The following is a 16,621-nucleotide window of genomic DNA, read 5'->3' as shown; positions in this document are numbered from 1 at the left end:
CGTCCCGGCCCATGAAGGACGCCTATTCCCTGATCCTGTCGGCCATCGACAACGGCACCTATCGCCCCGGCGACCGGCTGGTCGAATCCGAACTCGCGGAACGCTTCGGCGTCAGCCGCACCCCGGTGCGCGAGGCACTGCAGCGGCTGGAAACCCAGTCGATGCTGACCCGCGACGGCCGCAGCCTGATCGTCGCCACGCTGGACCACAACCAGCTGGCCGAGCTCTACACCGTCCGCACCGAGCTGGAGGCGCTGGCCGCCCGCCTCGCCGCGCGCCACGCGACGCGCGAGGAGGTGCGGGTGCTGGCGCAGCTGGTCGTCGAGGACTACCGCATCATCGACGACCCGCAGGCGCTAAGCCGCGCCAATCGCCGCTTTCACCACCAGATCCACCTCGCCTCGCACAACCGCTATCTGGTCCAGCAGCTGGACATCGTGCACCGCACCATGGCGCTGATGGCACGGACCTCGCTGGCGGCCGAGGGGCGGGGCGAAAAGTCGCTGGCCGAGCACCAGGCGATCGTCGATGCCATCGCCTCGGGCGATGCCGACGCGGCCGAGGCGGCGCTGCGCCACCATATCTCGACCGCGTTCGAGACCCGGCTCAAGGAATCCGCCCGGGCCTGGGCCGCGACCATCGAACAGGACCGCCCATGAGGCTGATCGACGCCGAGGCCGACCTGGCCGAGGGGATGGCGCATCTGGCCGCGGTCTGCCCGGTCTGGGCGCGCGTGCTGCCGCAGATCGGGCCGATCCCGCTGCGCCGCCGGCCGGACGGCTTCGCGGCGATCCTCGACGCGGTGATCTCGCAGCAGCTGTCGGTGGCCTCGGCGAACGCCATCGCCCGCAAGCTGGCCGCGGCGGGGCTGGACACGCCGTCCGCGATCCTCGCCGCCAGCGACGAGGCGCTGCGGGCCTGCGGCCTGTCGGCCCCCAAGATCCGCTATCTGCGCGGGATTTCCGCGGCCGGGCTCGACTTCGACGCGCTGGCGGCGCTGCCGGATGACGAGGTGATCGCCACCCTGACCGCGTTGCCCGGGATCGGGCGCTGGACGGCCGAGATCTATCTGATGTTCGCGCTGGGCCGGGCCGACGCCTTCTGCCCCGACGATCTCGCGCTGCAGGAATCCGCTCGGATCATGTATGGCTTGCCCGAGCGCCCCAAGGGCCGCGCTTTGGCCGAGCTGGCGCGGCCGTGGCAACCCTGGCGGTCGGTTGCGGCACGGGGGCTCTGGGCCTATTACCGGCTGGCGAAGGGACGCGAGGGGGTCACATGACGCGGGAATTGAAATCGGGGCGGCGCGGGCCGCAAAAGGCGGATTCGGTCGTTGTGTTCCTGCACGGCTACGGCGCCGACGGGGCCGACCTGCTGGGCCTCGCCGACCCGCTGGGCCCGCATCTGCCCGGCACCGCCTTCTATGCCCCCGACGCGGCCGAGCGCTGCGTGAACAACCCTATGGGCTATCAGTGGTTTCCGATCCCGTGGCTGGACGGCTCGACCGAGGATCAGGCGCGCGCCTCGATGGGGAAATCCATCGCCGACGTGGATGCCTTCCTCGACGGGGTGCTGGCGCGCGAGGGACTGACGCCCGACCGGATGGTCGTGGTCGGGTTTTCGCAGGGCACGATGATGGCGCTGCACGTCCTGCCCCGCCGCGACACCCCGGTGGCGGGCATCGTCGGCTTCTCGGGCCGGCTGCTGGCGCCGGAGCTGCTGTCCGAAGTCAAGGTCCGCCCGCCGGTCCTGCTGCTGCACGGCGATCAGGACCCGATGGTGCCCTTTGCCGACATGGGTCTGGCCGAAACCGCGCTGACAGGCGCAGGTTTTTCCGTGGCGACCCACACAATGCCCCGCACCGGGCACGGGATTTCGCCCGACGGGCTGGGCACGGCGCTGGGCTTCATCCGCCAGGTCCTGGGGTGAGTGCCGGCCGGCTGGTGATCCATGTCGGCCTGCCCAAGGCGGCCAGCTCGGCCCTGCAATTCTGGTGCGATGCCCAGCGGACCCGGCTGCTGGCCGAGGGGGTGGACTATCCCGACCCGCGCTCGCCGCATCTGATGCGCAAGCACAGCCGGCTGGTGCCCGAGTTGCTGGACGGTCACGCCGATACCCTGGCCCAGGACGTCGCGGCCAGCCGGTCTCCGACGGTGCTGGTGTCGAACGAGGGGTTTTCGGTCCGCTACCCCGCGTTTTCCAGGCAGGCGCGCCCGGCTTTGATCGCCGCGGCCGGTGGCCGCAGGATCACGCTGTTCCTGATCTCGCGCGAGTCCGGGCCGTGGCTGCGCTCGCTGTGGGCGCAAGGCATCCTCGACGCGCCGATGCAGGGCCGCCCGCCGATGACCGACGCGTTCGAGTCGTTCGCCGCGCGGCCCGAGACCCAGCGGATGCTGGACCTGCCCGCCGTCGCGGCCGGGATGCAGGCGATGACCGGCGCGGATCAGGTGGTGCAGGCGACGGCAGAGGGCGACTGGCTGGGCGCGCTGCTGTCGCTGCTGGGGGTGGCGCCGCGGCCGGATGACGCGCCGCCCCGGGCGCACCGGGCCGCGCCCGCGCACACGATCGAGCTGGTGCGGCGGGTCATGGCGCAGGCCGGCGATCAGCCGGGGCCGGTGCGCATGGCGCTGCTGGCCGCGATCGAGGCCGACGCCCCCACCGGCAACGTCACCATCGCCAACACCGCGCTGGGCTTTGCCCGCCGCTCTGAGCGCCAGCAGCAGCAGGCGGCGCGCCGGTTGGCCGAATCCCTGCGCCGGGTCAGCCCGGACGCCGGCGAGATGGCCGCGCTGCACGCGACGATCTGCGCCTGGGCCGCGGCCCGGATGGGGAGCTGAGGGGCGCCTCACGGGCGTCCGACCGGCCCGTCGTCACCGGATTGTCACCCGATCGCCATGCCGGTGTCGTTTTGCTGGGGCAGGGCAACATGCAGAGGGTTGCCGGATCGCAGCCGCAGGATATAGTCGGCCGCAACGACGCAAGGATAGCCGGGGCCGGAACGCGCAGAAGGGACGCCGGGATGCTGGACGAGCGACATGCCGTAACCGATTTCCGCACCCAGTTCGTGCGCGATCCCGCTGCATTGCGCCACAACCCCGCGCTGGTGCTGAACGCCGATTACCGCCCGCTCAGCTATTACCCTCTGTCGCTGTGGCCTTGGCAGGAGACCATCAAGGCGGTGTTCCTGGACCGCGTCTCGATCCTCGCCGAATATGACGAGGTCGTGCGAAGCCAGCGCGAGGCGATACGCATCCCCTCGGTCGTGGTGCTGAAGGACTATGTGAAACCCAGGAAGCGCGTGGCATTCACGCGCTTCAATCTTTTTCTGCGGGACGAATTCTGCTGCCAGTATTGCGGGTCCAAGGGCGATCTGACCTTCGACCACGTCGTGCCGCGGTCGCGGGGCGGGGTGACCAGCTGGGAAAACGTGGTCGCGGCCTGTTCGCCCTGCAACCTGAGGAAGGCCAACAAGAGCCTGCGCGCCTCGGGGATGCGGCTGCGCCGGGCGCCGCAGCGGCCCTCATCCGAGGAAATGCACGCCGCTGGACGGCGGTTTCCGCCGAACCACCTGCATGTCAGCTGGATCGATTACCTGTACTGGGACGCCGAGCTGGAAAGCTGAGCGGCGGGATCAGGCACCGGGCGTGTGATGCGGCCCGTTATCCAGCCCGGCCCCGGTCCGCGCCGCCAGGTGGGCGATCACCGCCGCGACCGCCGCCACCAGCGCCAGCACCGGCAGCGGGATGCCTGCGGCGAGGGCCAGCACCAGCGAAACGCCCGCGGCGATGATGACCGCGAGAACCGTCAGCAGGAAATGGGGCAGGGGCATCGAATCCTCCGTTACCGGCCAAATATGGGCACGCCAGGGCGGGATGGAAAGCCCTTGCCGGGGCGGCATGCCGGTCATGCGTCCGATCTTGCCCAAGTTCCCGGAATGTTCCATCATTCCACCCATGCTGCCGCCCCGTGACCCCGATGAACTGCTCAAGGCCCGCGGTGCCGCGCATCGGCCGGCCGGCCGGTTCGAGCCCTACCAGGCCGTCCGCGAGGATGACGGTTGGGACACGCCGCCCGACGAGACGCTGCTGAAGACCGAGATCAGCCTCGAGAACCCCCGCAGCATCATCACCCGGAACCAGTCCCCGGACGTGCCCTTCGACCGCTCGGTCAACCCCTATCGCGGCTGCGAGCATGGATGCATCTACTGCTTCGCGCGCCCCAGCCATTCCTATCTGGGGCTGTCGCCGGGGCTGGATTTCGAAACCCGCATCACCGCCAAGCCCGAGGCGCCGGCGCGGCTGGCCGAGGAGATCGCGCGGCGCAGCTATGCCGTGGCGCCCCTGGCGTTCGGCACCAACACCGACCCGTACCAGCCGGCCGAGGCGCGCTTTGGCATCATGCGCGGCTGCCTGCAGGTGCTGCACGACTGGAACCACCCGCTGAGCATCGTGACCCGCGGCCGGACCATCCTGCGCGACCTGGACCTGATCGGGGCGATGGCGGCCCGCGGGCAGGTCTTCGTGGGCGTCTCGCTGACCACGCTGGACGCCGCACTGGCCCGGCAGATGGAGCCGCGGGCCCCCGCGCCGGCGACGCGGCTGCAGATGATCCGCGCGCTGACCGAAGCTGGCGTCCGGGTCCGCGTCATGTGCGCCCCGATCATCCCCGGCCTGACCGACCACGAGATCGAGGCGCTGCTGGCCGCCGCCCGCGACGCCGGCGCCGCCACCGCCAGCATGATCCCGATTCGCTTGCCCTACGAGGTGGCGCCGCTGTTCCGCGACTGGCTCGACCGCCACCACCCGGGCAAGGCCGCGCATGTGATGGGGCGCATCCAGGCGATCCGCGGCGGCAAGGACAACGACGCCCGCTTTGGCAGCCGCATGCGGGGCGAGGGGGTCGAGGCCGAACTGATGCACCAGCGCTTCCGCGTCGCGCGCAAGCGGCTGGGCTTCGACACCGAAAGCCCGCCGCTGGACTGTTCGCGCTTCGCCCCGCCGCCGCGGGCCGGGGACCAGCTGGCGCTGTTCTGACACGGGGACACGCAAGGTGCTTACGGCGCGCGCCGGAGCCTCCGGCGGGGATATTTACGGACAGAAGAGTTGATCTCTTGTCCGAAAATATCCCGGGGGAGTCCGCGCCAGCGGACGGGGGCAGCGCCCCCTGTCCCTCAGCGCGCGGCCGGGATCATCCCCATGATCTCGCGCGCCTCGGCGACGATCGGGGCGGCGATGGCGTCGGCACGCGCGGCGCCGTCGAGAAGGATGCGGTCGATTTCCGCCGGGTCGTCCATCAGCTGGTTCATCCGCGTCGTGATCGGGGCGAGGACCGACACCGCCAACTCGGCCAGCGCCGGCTTGAAGGCGCCGAAGCCCTGGCCCTCGAACCGCGCCAGCACCGCGTCGGGCGTCTCGCCCGACAGCGCGGCGTGGACGTTGACGAGGTTGCGCGCTTCGGGGCGGTCCTTCAGCCCCTCCATCGAGCCGGGCAGCGGGTCGGCATCGGTGCGGGCCTTGCGGATCTTCTGGGCGATCATGTCGGCATCGTCGGTCAGGTTGATGCGGCTGGCGTCCGAGGGGTCGGACTTGGACATCTTCTTGGTCCCGTCGCGCAGCGACATGACGCGGGTCGCGGCGCCCTCGATCACCGGCTCGGGCATCGGGAAGAAGTCGACGCCGTAATCGTGGTTGAACTTGGCGGCGATGTCGCGGGTCAGCTCGACATGCTGCTTCTGGTCCTCGCCGACCGGGACGTGCGTCGCCTTGTAGGCCAAGATGTCGGCCGCCATCAGCGCAGGATAGGCATACAGCCCCAGGCTGACGGCCTCGGCGTTCTTGCCGGCCTTGTCCTTGAACTGGGTCATCCGGTTCATCCAGCCGACCCGGGCCACGCAGGACAGCATCCAGCCCAGCTCGGCATGGGCGGTGACGTGGGACTGCACGAACAGCACCGACTGCGCCGGGTCGATCCCCGCGGCGATGAAGGCCGCAGCCGCCTCGCGGGTCTGCCGGCGCAGGCGCTCGGGGTCCTGCCAGACGGTGATGGCGTGCAGGTCGACCAGGCAGAACACCGTCTCGACCTCGCCCTGCTTTTCGGCAAAGCGCTTGAGCGCGCCCAGATAGTTGCCCAGCGTCAGGCCGCCTGACGGCTGGATGCCCGAGAAGATGCGAGGAGTGTGGGCCGGTGCCATCTTGCGCTGCCTGACTGGAAAAACGATCCGGGCCGGATTAACCCTTGGCCCAGACGGGCGCAACCGCCCCAGCCAAAGGACGAGCCATGCGCCCCGGATACGACGAAAACCCGGTCAACCCGGTCCCCGCGATCATCTGGGTGCTGGCCCTGCCGATCGTCGCCGCCGAGGCGTATTTCGGCCTGGGCCGGCTCGGCTTCCTGTCCGGGGGCCCCGGCGCAGGCCAGGCGGCGCGACAGATCATGGTCGAACGCACCGCCTTTGCGCCCGAGTTCCTGATCCGCGCCTGGGACCGGCACAGCGCCGCCGGGGGCGAATTGTGGCGGCTGCTGACCTACCCCTTCGTGCATTATTCCTTCACTCACGCGCTGTTCGTCGTGGTCTTCCTGCTGGCGCTGGGGAACATGGTCGCGCGGGTGTTCCGCCCCTGGGCGGTGGCGGCCCTGTTCATGGCCTCGGCCATCGGCGGCGGCATCGTCTATGCGCTGATCGCGGGCTTGGCCCCGCAGTTCCGGTTCGAGCCGCTGGTCGGCGGCTATCCCGCCGTCTATGGCCTGCTCGGTGCCTTCACCTTCCTGCTGTGGACCCGCCTGGGGCAGGAGCACGCCAACCAGCTGCGCGCGTTTTCGCTGATCGGCATCCTGCTGGCGTTCCAGCTGGTGTTCGGGGTGCTGTTCGGGGGCGCCGGGAAAAGCTGGATCGCCGAGATCGCGGGCTTCGTGATCGGCTTCCTGCTGTCTTTCGTGCTGGTCCCGGGCGGGCTCGGCCGGGTCCGCCGCGGCATCCGCCACCGCTGAGCTTCTTCTTTGCCGAAATATCCTCCGGGGGTCTGGGGGTGGAAAACCCCCAGTGGGCGCCGCACTCAGCGCGACCGGCGCATGTTGCGCTTGAGATCGCCCAGGCTGATCGCCCCGGTCGCGAAGCTCAGCGCGAAATAGACCGCGGCCCCGCCGAAGACGAGGACGGCCAGCCCCGGCACGTCCCTCTCGCCATCTGCCGCCAGCCAGCCGCGCAGGACCCACAGCGCTGCGGCCATCAGGGCCGATGACAGCAGGATGCGCGGCACCGTGCGGATCAACCGCCGGTCGGCGCGGGCGGCGAGCCCCATGCGGCGGGTGCCCCACCACAGCTGCCCGACCATCACCCAGGCCGCCACGGTCGTCCCCAGCGCCGCGGCGATGAAGCCCAAAGACTGCATCAGCCCGAACGCCACGGCGGCGTTCACCACCATCGACACCAGCGCAAAGCGGAAGGGCGTGCGGGTATCTTCGCGCGCGAAGTACAGCGGCTGCAGGATCTTCTGCAGCACGAAGGCCGGCAGCCCCAGCGCATAGACGATCAGCGCCCGCGCCGTCTGTTGCGTGTCATGGGCGTCGAACGCGCCGCGTTCGAACAGCGTGGCCACCATCGGCACGGCGATCACCGCGATGGCGAAGGCGGCGGGCAGGGTCAGGAACATGCCGAACTCGGTCGCGCGGGAATAGGCGGACTGGCCCCCGGTCTCGTCACCCGCGCGCAGGCGCCGCGACAGCTCGGGCAGCAGCACCACGGCGACAGCCGCGCCGACGACGCCCAGGGGCAGCTGATACAGCCGGTCGGAATAGGACAGCCAGCCGATCGCGCCCTCGAAGAACGAGCCCACCTGCCGGCCGACCAGCAGGTTCACCTGCACCACGCCGCCCGCGAAGATCGCCGGCAGGGCGATGGTCAGCAGCCGCTTCATGTCCGGGGTCAGGCGCGGGCGGCGGGGGACGAAGCGCCAGCCGGTGCGGCTCGCATCCCACCAGACCAGCGCCAGCTGCGCGATCCCGGTCAGCGGCGTCGCCCAGGCGAGCGTCAGGCCAAGGTCCCAGCCGAAGGCCCGCCCCAGCAGCATGCCGACGATGAACAGCAGGTTCAGCAGCACCGGCGCCGCCGCCGCGGCGGTGAAGCGACCATTGGCGTTCAGCACCCCCGAGACCATCGAGGCCAGCGAGATCAGCAGGATATAGGGGAAGGTGATCCGCCCGTATTCAACGGCGAGCGCAAAGCGCTCGTCCCCCGCGAACCCCGCCGCCATCAGCCAGACCAGCCCCGGCATGGCGATCATCGCCACCGCCGAGAATACCGCGACGACGAAAGCGAGCCCCGAGAACGCGTCCTGCGCAAACCGCTGCGGGTCGTCGCCGCCCTCGAGCTTCTTGGAAAACAGCGGCACGAAGGCGGTGTTGAACGCACCCTCGGCGAAGAAGCGGCGGAACATGTTGGGCAGCGACAGCGCGACCAGGAACGCCTCGGCCACCGGCCCGGTGCCGAGCCAGGCGGCCATCAGGATGTCGCGGACGAACCCCGACAGGCGCGACAGGAACGTCCACAAGCCGACGGAGACGAAGCCCCGCACCAGTCCACCGCGCATCCTGTCCTAGCCTTCCGCCCGTTCCGCGCCTTCGCGTATCGCCTGACGCAGCTTCTTTTCAAGGGCGTCGCGGCGGGTTTGCTGGTGCAGCTTCAGCCCGAACATGTCCTTGACGTAGAAACTGTCGACGACCTGGGCGCCGAAGGTGGCGATGACGGCGCTGACGATCTGGATGTGGTTCGCGGCCAGCGTCCGGGTCAGGTCATACAGCAGGCCCGGCCGGTCGCGGGTGTCGACCTGCACGATGGTGTAGATTTCCGATCCCTCGTTGTCGAAGGTGACATGGGTCGGAAAGCGGAAGGCGCGGTCGCGCTTCTTGACCTTGTCGCGGTCGGCCAGCGCCTCGCGCGGGACGACCTCGCCGCGCAGCGTGCGGTCGATCATCCGGCGCAGCTGCGGAGTGCGCTCGGCTGAATAGGGGCGGCCCTCGGCGTCCTGGACCCAGAAGACCGCGGTCGCATAGCCGTCGCGGGTGGTATAGGTGCGGGCATCCACCACGTTGGCCCCGACCAGCGCCAGCGCGCCGGCAAGCCGCGAGAACAGCCCCGGATGGTCGGCCATGACAAAGGCCGCCCGCGTCGCGTCGCGCTGCAGGTCGGGGTCGAGGTCCATGCGGATCTCGCCATCCGTGATGCCCTTGAGCAGCCGCGCAAAGACCTGCTGCGTGTCGGTCGGCAGCCCCTGCCAGTAGCTGTCGTAATGGCGGGCCGTCTCGGCCCGGATATCGCCCGGCGCCCAGCCCTGCGCGGTCAGCAGGTGGCGCAGCGAGCGGCGCGCCTCGTCCACCCGCTGTTCGCGGTTGACGGCCTCGAGCCCGTTTTCCAGCGCGTCGGCCGTCAGCCGGTGCAGCTTGCGCAGCAGTTCCGCCTTCCAGTTGTTCCAAGTCCCCGGCCCGACGCCGCGGATGTCGCAGACGGTCAGCACCAGCAGCAGGTCCAGCCGCTTGCGGGTCCTGACCGCCTTGGCAAAGTCGCGCAGCGTCCGAGGGTCCGAGATGTCGCGCTTCTGCGCCACGTCCGACATCAGCAGGTGGTTGCGGATCAGCCATTCGATCAGCTCGATGCGCTCGGCCGACAGGCCCAGCCGCTGGCAGACCCGCCGGGCGATCTGGGCGCCGATGATCGAATGATCCTCGGGCCGGCCCTTGCCGATGTCGTGCAGCAGCGTGGCGAGATAGATCACCGTGCGGTCGATGTCGCCGCCCATGATCGAGCTGACGATGGGCAGGTCCTCGACCGCCTCGCCGCGCTCGATCCGGGCGAGTTCGGCCACGCACTGGATCAGGTGCTCGTCGACGGTGAAGTGGTGATAGACGTTGAACTGCATCATCGCGACGATGCGTTCGAATTCCGGGATATAGGCGCCCAGCACGCCCAGCTCGTTCATCCGGCGCAGGGCGCGTTCCGGGTTGCCGTGCCGCAGCAGCAGGTCAAGGAAGATGCGCGCCGCCTCGGGGTCGTGGCGCGCCGCGTCGTCAAAGCGGCGCAGGTTGCGCGCCACCCGGCGCATCGCGTCGGGGTGCAGCAGGATGCCGGTGCGCAGCGCCTCCTCGAACAGGCGCAGGATGTTCAGCGGGTCGTCGAAGAAATGCTCGGGGTCGGCGACGGTCAGGCGGCCGGTCTCCATCCGGAACCCGGCCCGCAGCCGGCGGCGGCGAAAGCGTTCCAGCAGGGGGGCGCGATACAGGTGGCGTTGTTCCAGCGCGGTCAGGAACACCCGGGTCAGCTCGCCCACCCGCGTGGCGTGGCGGAAATAATCCTGCATGAAGATTTCCACGCCGCGCCGCCCGCCCGCGTCGTGATAGCCCATCCGCTGCGCCACCTCGACCTGCATGTCGAAGCTGAGCTTGTCGACGGGCCGCCCCGCGATCAGGTGCAGGTGGCAGCGGACAGCCCACAGGAAATCCTCGGCCGCCCAGAAGGTCGTGTGCTCGCGCCGGGTGAACAGGCCCAGGTCGACCAGCTCGATCGCCCGGTCGACCTGGTGGATGTACTTGCCCAGCCAGTACAGGGTCTGCAGGTCGCGCAGGCCGCCCTTGCCTTCCTTGACGTTGGGTTCCAGCACATAGCGCTGGCCGCCCTGGCGGGTGTGGCGGGCCTCGCGTTCGGCGAGCTTGGCCTCGATGAATTGCGGGACGGTGCGGTCGAACAGCTCGGGCCACAGCCGGGTGCGCAGCTCCTGCGCGATGACCGCGTCGCCGCAGACCAGCCGGTGTTCCAGCAGGCTGGTGCGGATGGTCATGTCGCCCTCGGCCAGGCGCAGGCATTCCTCGACCGAGCGGGTGGCCTGGCCGACCTTCAGCTTGAGGTCCCACAGCATGTACAGCATCGATTCGACGACGCTTTCGATCCAGCCCGCGGTCTTCCATGGATGGACGAACAGCAGGTCCACGTCGGATTGCGGCGCCATCTCGCCGCGCCCATAGCCGCCGACGGCCATGACGGCCAGCCGTTCGCCCTCGGTGGGGGCAAGGTTGGGGTGCAGCCGGGTGGTGGCGACGTGGTGGACGGCGCGGACGGTGGCGTCGGTCAGCTCGGCGATGGCGCGGACCGTCTCGCGGCCCTTGCGGGGGTGGGTGGCGAGACCCGCGACGATGTCGGCCATCGCCTCGGCCCGCGCATTGGCCAGCAGCGCCACGGTGCGGGCGCGGATGTCGCGGGCCTCGGTGGCCCCGGCGAGGGCCGCCTCGAGCGCCGCATGGGCGGTCGCCGGGTCAAAGAGCGGATGCGCCCCGGGCAATGCCGGGGCGCTCTGGACAGCAGCGACGACGTCGTCGTCCTGCGGGTCGGGTCGGGCCAAGGTCAGAGCCCGAAGCCGCCGAAGCTGCGCCGCGCCGGGTCGATCACGACCAGCCGGCCGCCCTGCAGCGTGGCGACCGACAGCTGGCGCTGGTTGGTCCCGTCGGGCCGCAGCCGGAAGGCGCCCTGGATGCCGGCAAAGCCTGCGCCCTGGGTCAGGCCGGCCGTGGTGACGGCGTTCTTGCGCCCGGCGCGCACGTTGGCAGCGATGGCCGACACGCCGTCATAGGCGAGCGTCGCGAAGTCATGCGGGTTCTCGCCGTAGGCGGCGCGATAGCGGGCGTTGAACTCGGCCATCCGGGCGGTATCGGGGATCGCGAACCAGCCGTTCTGCAGTTGCGGCAGGCTCATCCGGCTGGCCGGGATGTCCCAGCGGGTCAGGCCCATCATCTGGATCGCCGAGCTGTTCAGCCCGGCATTGGCCAGCGCCGCGGTGATCTCGGGCAGGACGGATTGCTGGTTGCCGGTCAGGAAGACCGCCTGCGCCTGGTTGGCCGCGGCGGCCTGGGCGATGGTCGGGGCGATGCTGTCCATCTGCGCTCGGGTCATGCCGTGGGCGGTCTTGCCGACCATGGTGGCGCGGTTGCGGGCGATGGCGCCCTCGATCGCGGCGCCACCGATCTGGCCGGCGACGTCGCTCTCGTGGACGATAAGGAAGCGGCGCAGCCCCTGCCGGACACCATAGGAGACCAGCCGGTCGGCGGTGTTGCCGAAGGTGTTGCCCAGCACGAACAGGTTGCCGCCGGCAATGTCGGCGTTGTTCGAGAAGGACAGCACGTTGACCCTGCCACGCACCGCGTTGCCCACGGCGTTGGCCGATTCGGCGTGCAGCGGGCCGACGATGACCTTGGCGCCCTCGGCGACGGCCTTGTTGGCCATGGCGACCGCCTGGGCGGCATCGTCGCCGGAATTGTAGACCCGCAGGTCGATCCGCGCGCCCTGCGCGTCGGCCACCGCCATCCGGGCCGCATTGGCCATCGAGCGGGCCATGTAGTCGTAGTTCGCGTCGCCCGAGTCGGCCGGCACCAGCAGCGCCACCTGCACCGGCTGCGACGGGTCGATCAGCGGTCCGGTCTGGGCGCCGGTGGCCGTCGGCTCGACCGGCTGGCAGGCCGCGAGGGCCGCCGCCGATACCAGCGCCGCGATCCGCATCAGCGGACGGCGGAGCAGGTCGGCCGGGCGGCCGAGGGTGATGGAGGACATGCGGGTGATTCCCTCTTTCTGGGGTTGCCGGGTCGGCGGCGAGGGTAGCCATACTCGGCCGCACGTGGCAACCTGGCCTGCCGGCGATGGCGGGTGGCACGACAGGAGCGGGCGGATGAGGCGCACGGCAGGGGAAACGGGCGACACGCGGCCGCGCGCCGAAACCGAGGGCGCGGTGCCGCTGGCGGCGGGCATCCTCGGCTCGCGGCTGGATCCGGGGCTTCACCTCGTCGCGACCCCGATCGGGACGGCGCGGGACATCACCCTGCGGGCGCTGGACGTGCTGAACGCGGCGGACGTGCTGGCCGCCGAGGACACCCGCACCCTGCGCCACCTGATGGCGATCCACGGCATCCCGCTGCGCGGCCGGCGCATCCTGGCCTGGCACGATCACAGCCCCGAGCGGACCACCGAATTGATCCTCGCCACGATCGCCGAGGGTGGGGGCGTCGCCTATTGCTCGGATGCCGGGACGCCGCTGGTCGCCGACCCGGGCTTTGCCCTGGCCCGCGCTGTCTCGGCCGCGGGGGGGCGGGTGCACGCGGTGCCGGGCGCCTCGGCGCTGCTGGCGGCGCTGACGATCGCCGGCCAGCCGACCGACCGCTTCCTGTTCGCGGGCTTCGCCCCCACGGCGCAGACTGCCCGCCGGCGCTGGCTGGCGGAACTGGCGGTGATCGCCGCCACGGTGGTGATTTTCGAAAGCCCGAGGCGCGTTAGGGAATTGTTGGATGATTTGTGCGAAGTTGATTCGAGCCGTGATATATCGGTGTGCAGGGAGCTGACGAAGAAGTTCGAGGAAGTGCTGCGCGGGACGGTGGCAGAGGTTCGCGATCTGGTCCCGGACGACGGGCTGCGGGGCGAAGTCGTGGTCGTGCTTGGACCACCGGCACGGCTGGCGGTGGATGATGACGCGGTTCGGGACGCCCTGCGGTCCCGGCTGGACAGGATGACGCTGCGCGACGCGTCCACACAGGTCGCGGCGCTGACCGGGCGGTCGCGCAAGGACGTCTATGCCGTGGCCCTGGCCATGAAGGAGGAGTGAGTGGATGGAGACCTTGATGCCCTGGACGCAGGTCGCGCGGCCCGGCCCCGACCTGTCCGGTCAGCGGGCCGCGCGCGGCCTTGCCGCCCACGCCAGCGGACATTCCGCTGAACGGCGGGTCGCGGCCGAATATGAAGGGCGCGGCTGTGTCGTGCTGGAAAGCTGCTGGCGCAGCGCCGCGGGCGAGGTCGACCTGATCCTGCGCGACGGTGACCAGATCGTCTTCGTCGAGGTCAAGAAGGCGGACACGCACGATGCCGCGGCCCAGCGGCTGTCGCGGCGTCAGATGGACCGCATCTGCATGGCAGCGATGCTGTATGCCGATGGTCAGCCGGCAGGATCGCTGACCGACATCCGGTTCGACGCGGCGTTGGTCGATGCGCAGGCTCGGGTCGAGATCCTGGAGAACGCGTTCGGCCTGAACTGACCCGGGGTCCTGCATCGGCTAGGGTGGCGTCGGGCCGGCTTGCATCCGCAGGTATCGCGCGCCACAACCGCAGCCGGACGAACTGAGCCACGGAGCCGGGGATGGGTCTCAAGGTCGCGCTGCAGATGGATCGGATCGAGGATGTCTCGATCAGTGCCGATTCGACGTTCCGCATCGGGCTCGAGGCCGAGGCCCGGGGCCATACGCTGTTTCAATACACGCCGGATCAGCTGATCTTCGACGAGGGGCAGCTTTTCGCGCATGGGCGCGACATCACGCTGCGGCGCGAGCCGGGCAATCATGTCAGCTTCGGCGAATGGCGGACGGCCGATCTGCGCGCATTCGACGTGGTCTGGCTACGCCAGGACCCGCCCTTCGACATGGCCTATGTCACCTCGACCCATCTGCTGGACCGCATCCACCCCGACACGCTGGTCGTCAACGATCCGTTCTGGGTCCGGAACTCGCCCGAAAAGCTGATGGTGCTGGATTTTCCCGATCTCACCCCGCCGACGATGATCGCCCGCGATGTTCGCGCGATTCGTGATTTCCGGGCGCGTCACGGCGAGATCATCCTCAAGCCGCTCTATGGCAATGGCGGCGCGGGTGTGTTTCACCTGCCCCAGGCCGACGCCAACTTGTCGGCGCTGCTCGAGCTCTTCGGCGGCATCAACCGCGAGCCGGTGATCGTGCAGAAATACCTGCCCGCCGTGGTCATGGGCGACAAGCGCGTGATTCTGGTCGATGGAGAGCCCGTGGGGGCCATCAACCGCGTGCCCGCCGAGGGCGAGGCGCGGTCGAACATGCATGTCGGCGGCCGGCCTGAAAAGGTCGGGCTGACCGACCGCGAGCGCGAGATATGCGCAAGGATCGGGCCGGTCCTGCGGGAAAAGGGGCAGATCTTCGTGGGCATCGACGTGATCGACGGCTGGCTGACCGAGATCAACGTGACGTCGCCGACCGGGCTCCAGGAGCTCGAGCGTTTCGACGGGGTCAACGGGGCCGAGCTGATCTGGCAGGCGATCGAGCGCCGCAGGGCCTGACTGCCCCGGCACGGCGAGGCTGCCCGCACTGGCTTGTCGCTGCACCGAGAGCATGCGCACGTAGGGGCATTAGCCAGACCGGCGCCGATCCCCGCACGAGCGAGCTCCGCTTTCGTGATTGCCCGCGAAAGCCGCCGCTGCCCCCTGAGGCAGGGTGAGCAGGCCGCGGACCGCAGAACTCCCGGCGCGGTTTCCCAGCTCGATCAGGGTCAGCCGATGAATCGGCTCAGGCAGATCGATAGGGTGACTACGCAGGACCCGCTGCCCGCCTCGGCGCAGATCGACGAACTCCCGGCGCGCAAAAATTGCCGCCGGCTGCTCGCGAGGCCCGTTAAGCTTTTCTAAACCTCCGCCTGCTAGTCTCGCCCTTGGGACAGCAGGGAAAGCACATGGTCGCGATTGCCTATACCGTTGCCTTCGTCGGGATCGAGGCGCGGCTGGTTGAGGTGCAGGCCGCCGTGGCCCCGGGGCTGCCGGCGTTCACGGTCGTCGGCCTTCCCGACAAGGCCGTCAGCGAGGCTCGCGAACGCATCCGCGCCGCATTTTCGGCGATGGCCGTCGCGCTGCCTGCCAAGCGGGTGACCGTCAACCTGTCTCCGGCCGACCTGCCAAAGGAGGGCTCGCATTTCGACCTGCCGATCGCGCTCGCGATCCTGGCGGCGCTGGATGTCGTCCCGGCCGACGAGCTGGAAAACGTCGTTTCGCTGGGGGAGCTCGCGCTGGACGGGCGGCTGGTTTCGGTGGCCGGCGCGCTGCCCGCCGCGATGGCCGCGGCCGAGGATCAGCGGACGCTCATCTGTCCCCCGGCCTGCGGGGCCGAGGCCGCCTGGGTCGGTGCGGTGCCGGTCATCGCCCCCGACGGGCTGCGCCAGGTGGTGGACCATCTGACCGGCCGCGCCCCGGCGCCGCAGGCGGTGGCGGGCCAGGTCGCGCGCCCGCAGCGGATCGCGGACATGGCCGACGTGCGCGGGCAGGAACGCGCCAAGCGCGCGCTGGAAATCGCCGCGGCGGGGCGGCATCACCTGCTGATGGTCGGCCCGCCCGGGTCCGGCAAGTCGATGCTGGCAGCGCGCCTGCCGGGGCTGATGCCCGAACTGACGCCGGCCGAGGCGCTCGAGACCTCGATGATCCAGTCGCTGGCAGGTTTGCTGAGCGATGGCGGCATCTCGCGCGAGGCCCCCTATCGCGATCCGCATCACACCGCGTCGATGGCCGCGATCGTGGGCGGCGGACGCGGCGCCAAGCCGGGGGAGGTCAGCCTGGCCCATAACGGCGTGCTGTTCATGGACGAGTTGCCAGAATTTCCGCGCCAGGTGCTGGAAACCCTGCGCCAGCCGCTCGAGACCGGCGAGGTTGTCGTCGCCCGCGCCAACGCGCATGTCCGCTATCCCTGTCGCTTCCTGCTGGTGGCCGCCGCCAACCCCTGCCGCTGCGGGCATTTCGCCGATCCCGCGCGCGCCTGCGCCCGCGCGCCGCAATGCGGGGCGGATTACATGGGGCGGCTGTCCGGGCCGCTGATGGACCGC

The 16,621-nt window shown here is 70.1% G+C and carries 16 protein-coding genes; 11 read left to right on the top strand and 5 right to left on the bottom strand.

All coding sequences use genetic code 11. The features are described from left to right. The first annotated feature begins 11 nt into the window (after positions 1 to 11). The 5 genes from IC63_RS09950 (at position 12) to IC63_RS09930 (ending at position 3,619) form a co-directional block, all read left to right on the top strand. Positions 12 to 659: a GntR family transcriptional regulator gene (locus IC63_RS09950; protein WP_036719714.1), complete on the top strand. Its 648-nt coding sequence runs from the start codon at positions 12 to 14 to the stop codon at positions 657 to 659. Continuing rightward, a complete protein-coding gene (locus IC63_RS09945; RefSeq protein WP_036719712.1) occupies positions 656 to 1,279 on the top strand; it encodes a DNA-3-methyladenine glycosylase family protein in 624 nt (207 codons plus the stop codon). The genes IC63_RS09950 and IC63_RS09945 overlap by 4 nt, the downstream gene beginning before the upstream one ends. After that, positions 1,276 to 1,926 (top strand): alpha/beta hydrolase, encoded by a 651-nt coding sequence (locus IC63_RS09940; RefSeq protein WP_036719709.1) that lies wholly within the window; start codon positions 1,276 to 1,278, stop codon positions 1,924 to 1,926. The genes IC63_RS09945 and IC63_RS09940 overlap by 4 nt, the downstream gene beginning before the upstream one ends. Then, positions 1,923 to 2,834, top strand: coding sequence for a hypothetical protein (locus tag IC63_RS09935; protein ID WP_036719707.1), 912 nt, complete (start codon positions 1,923 to 1,925; stop codon positions 2,832 to 2,834). The genes IC63_RS09940 and IC63_RS09935 overlap by 4 nt, the downstream gene beginning before the upstream one ends. 182 nt (positions 2,835 to 3,016) lie before the next feature. Further along, positions 3,017 to 3,619, top strand: coding sequence for an HNH endonuclease (locus IC63_RS09930; protein ID WP_036719704.1), 603 nt, complete (start codon positions 3,017 to 3,019; stop codon positions 3,617 to 3,619). Positions 3,620 to 3,628: 9 nt separating this feature from the next. On the opposite strand, the gene IC63_RS09925 is transcribed toward IC63_RS09930, so the two are convergent. Continuing rightward, positions 3,629 to 3,826, bottom strand: a complete 198-nt coding sequence (locus tag IC63_RS09925) for a hypothetical protein (RefSeq protein WP_036719761.1) — start codon at positions 3,824 to 3,826, stop codon at positions 3,629 to 3,631. Positions 3,827 to 3,950: 124 nt separating this feature from the next. Here IC63_RS09925 and IC63_RS09920 point away from each other — a divergent pair, with 124 nt between their 5' ends. Then, positions 3,951 to 5,030 carry a PA0069 family radical SAM protein gene (locus IC63_RS09920; RefSeq protein WP_036719701.1) on the top strand — a complete coding sequence of 360 codons (1,080 nt, stop codon included), beginning with the start codon at positions 3,951 to 3,953 and terminating at the stop codon, positions 5,028 to 5,030. Positions 5,031 to 5,167: 137 nt separating this feature from the next. Here the strand turns inward: IC63_RS09920 and trpS are convergent, their stop codons facing one another. Then, positions 5,168 to 6,187, bottom strand: coding sequence for a tryptophan--tRNA ligase (gene trpS, locus IC63_RS09915; protein WP_036719698.1), 1,020 nt, complete (start codon positions 6,185 to 6,187; stop codon positions 5,168 to 5,170). Positions 6,188 to 6,273: 86 nt separating this feature from the next. Here trpS and IC63_RS09910 point away from each other — a divergent pair, with 86 nt between their 5' ends. Further along, on the top strand, positions 6,274 to 6,984 hold the full coding sequence (locus IC63_RS09910; RefSeq protein ID WP_036719696.1) for a rhomboid family intramembrane serine protease: 711 nt from the start codon (positions 6,274 to 6,276) through the stop codon (positions 6,982 to 6,984). Positions 6,985 to 7,049: 65 nt separating this feature from the next. On the opposite strand, the gene murJ is transcribed toward IC63_RS09910, so the two are convergent. The 3 genes from murJ to IC63_RS09895 form a co-directional block, all read right to left on the bottom strand. After that, positions 7,050 to 8,582, bottom strand: coding sequence for a murein biosynthesis integral membrane protein MurJ (gene murJ, locus IC63_RS09905; protein ID WP_036719693.1), 1,533 nt, complete (start codon positions 8,580 to 8,582; stop codon positions 7,050 to 7,052). 6 nt (positions 8,583 to 8,588) lie between these two features. Then, positions 8,589 to 11,321: a [protein-PII] uridylyltransferase gene (locus IC63_RS09900; protein ID WP_036719689.1), complete on the bottom strand. Its 2,733-nt coding sequence runs from the start codon at positions 11,319 to 11,321 to the stop codon at positions 8,589 to 8,591. Positions 11,322 to 11,383: 62 nt separating this feature from the next. Further along, complete coding sequence (locus IC63_RS09895; protein ID WP_036719686.1) at positions 11,384 to 12,583, bottom strand: penicillin-binding protein activator; 1,200 nt, start codon at positions 12,581 to 12,583, stop codon at positions 11,384 to 11,386. A gap of 115 nt (positions 12,584 to 12,698) precedes the next feature. Here IC63_RS09895 and rsmI point away from each other — a divergent pair, with 115 nt between their 5' ends. The 4 genes from rsmI to IC63_RS09870 form a co-directional block, all read left to right on the top strand. Then, complete coding sequence (gene rsmI, locus IC63_RS09890) at positions 12,699 to 13,625, top strand: 16S rRNA (cytidine(1402)-2'-O)-methyltransferase (RefSeq protein ID WP_084115719.1); 927 nt, start codon at positions 12,699 to 12,701, stop codon at positions 13,623 to 13,625. A gap of 4 nt (positions 13,626 to 13,629) precedes the next feature. After that, positions 13,630 to 14,052, top strand: a complete 423-nt coding sequence (locus IC63_RS09885) for a YraN family protein (RefSeq protein WP_232222578.1) — start codon at positions 13,630 to 13,632, stop codon at positions 14,050 to 14,052. A 101-nt stretch (positions 14,053 to 14,153) separates the two neighbouring features. After that, entirely contained in the window at positions 14,154 to 15,095 is a 942-nt protein-coding gene (gene gshB, locus IC63_RS09880; RefSeq protein WP_036719683.1) for a glutathione synthase, read from the top strand. A gap of 389 nt (positions 15,096 to 15,484) precedes the next feature. Beyond that, a partial coding sequence (locus IC63_RS09870; RefSeq protein WP_036719679.1) for a YifB family Mg chelatase-like AAA ATPase occupies positions 15,485 to 16,621 on the top strand: 1,137 nt, incomplete at its 3' end.

It is taken from the genome of Paracoccus sphaerophysae (assembly GCF_000763805.1).
GTDB classification, from domain to species: Bacteria; Pseudomonadota; Alphaproteobacteria; order Rhodobacterales; family Rhodobacteraceae; genus Paracoccus; species Paracoccus sphaerophysae.
The sequence above is the reverse complement of the archived record's forward strand: the minus strand, read 5'-3'. Positions and strand labels throughout refer to the sequence as shown.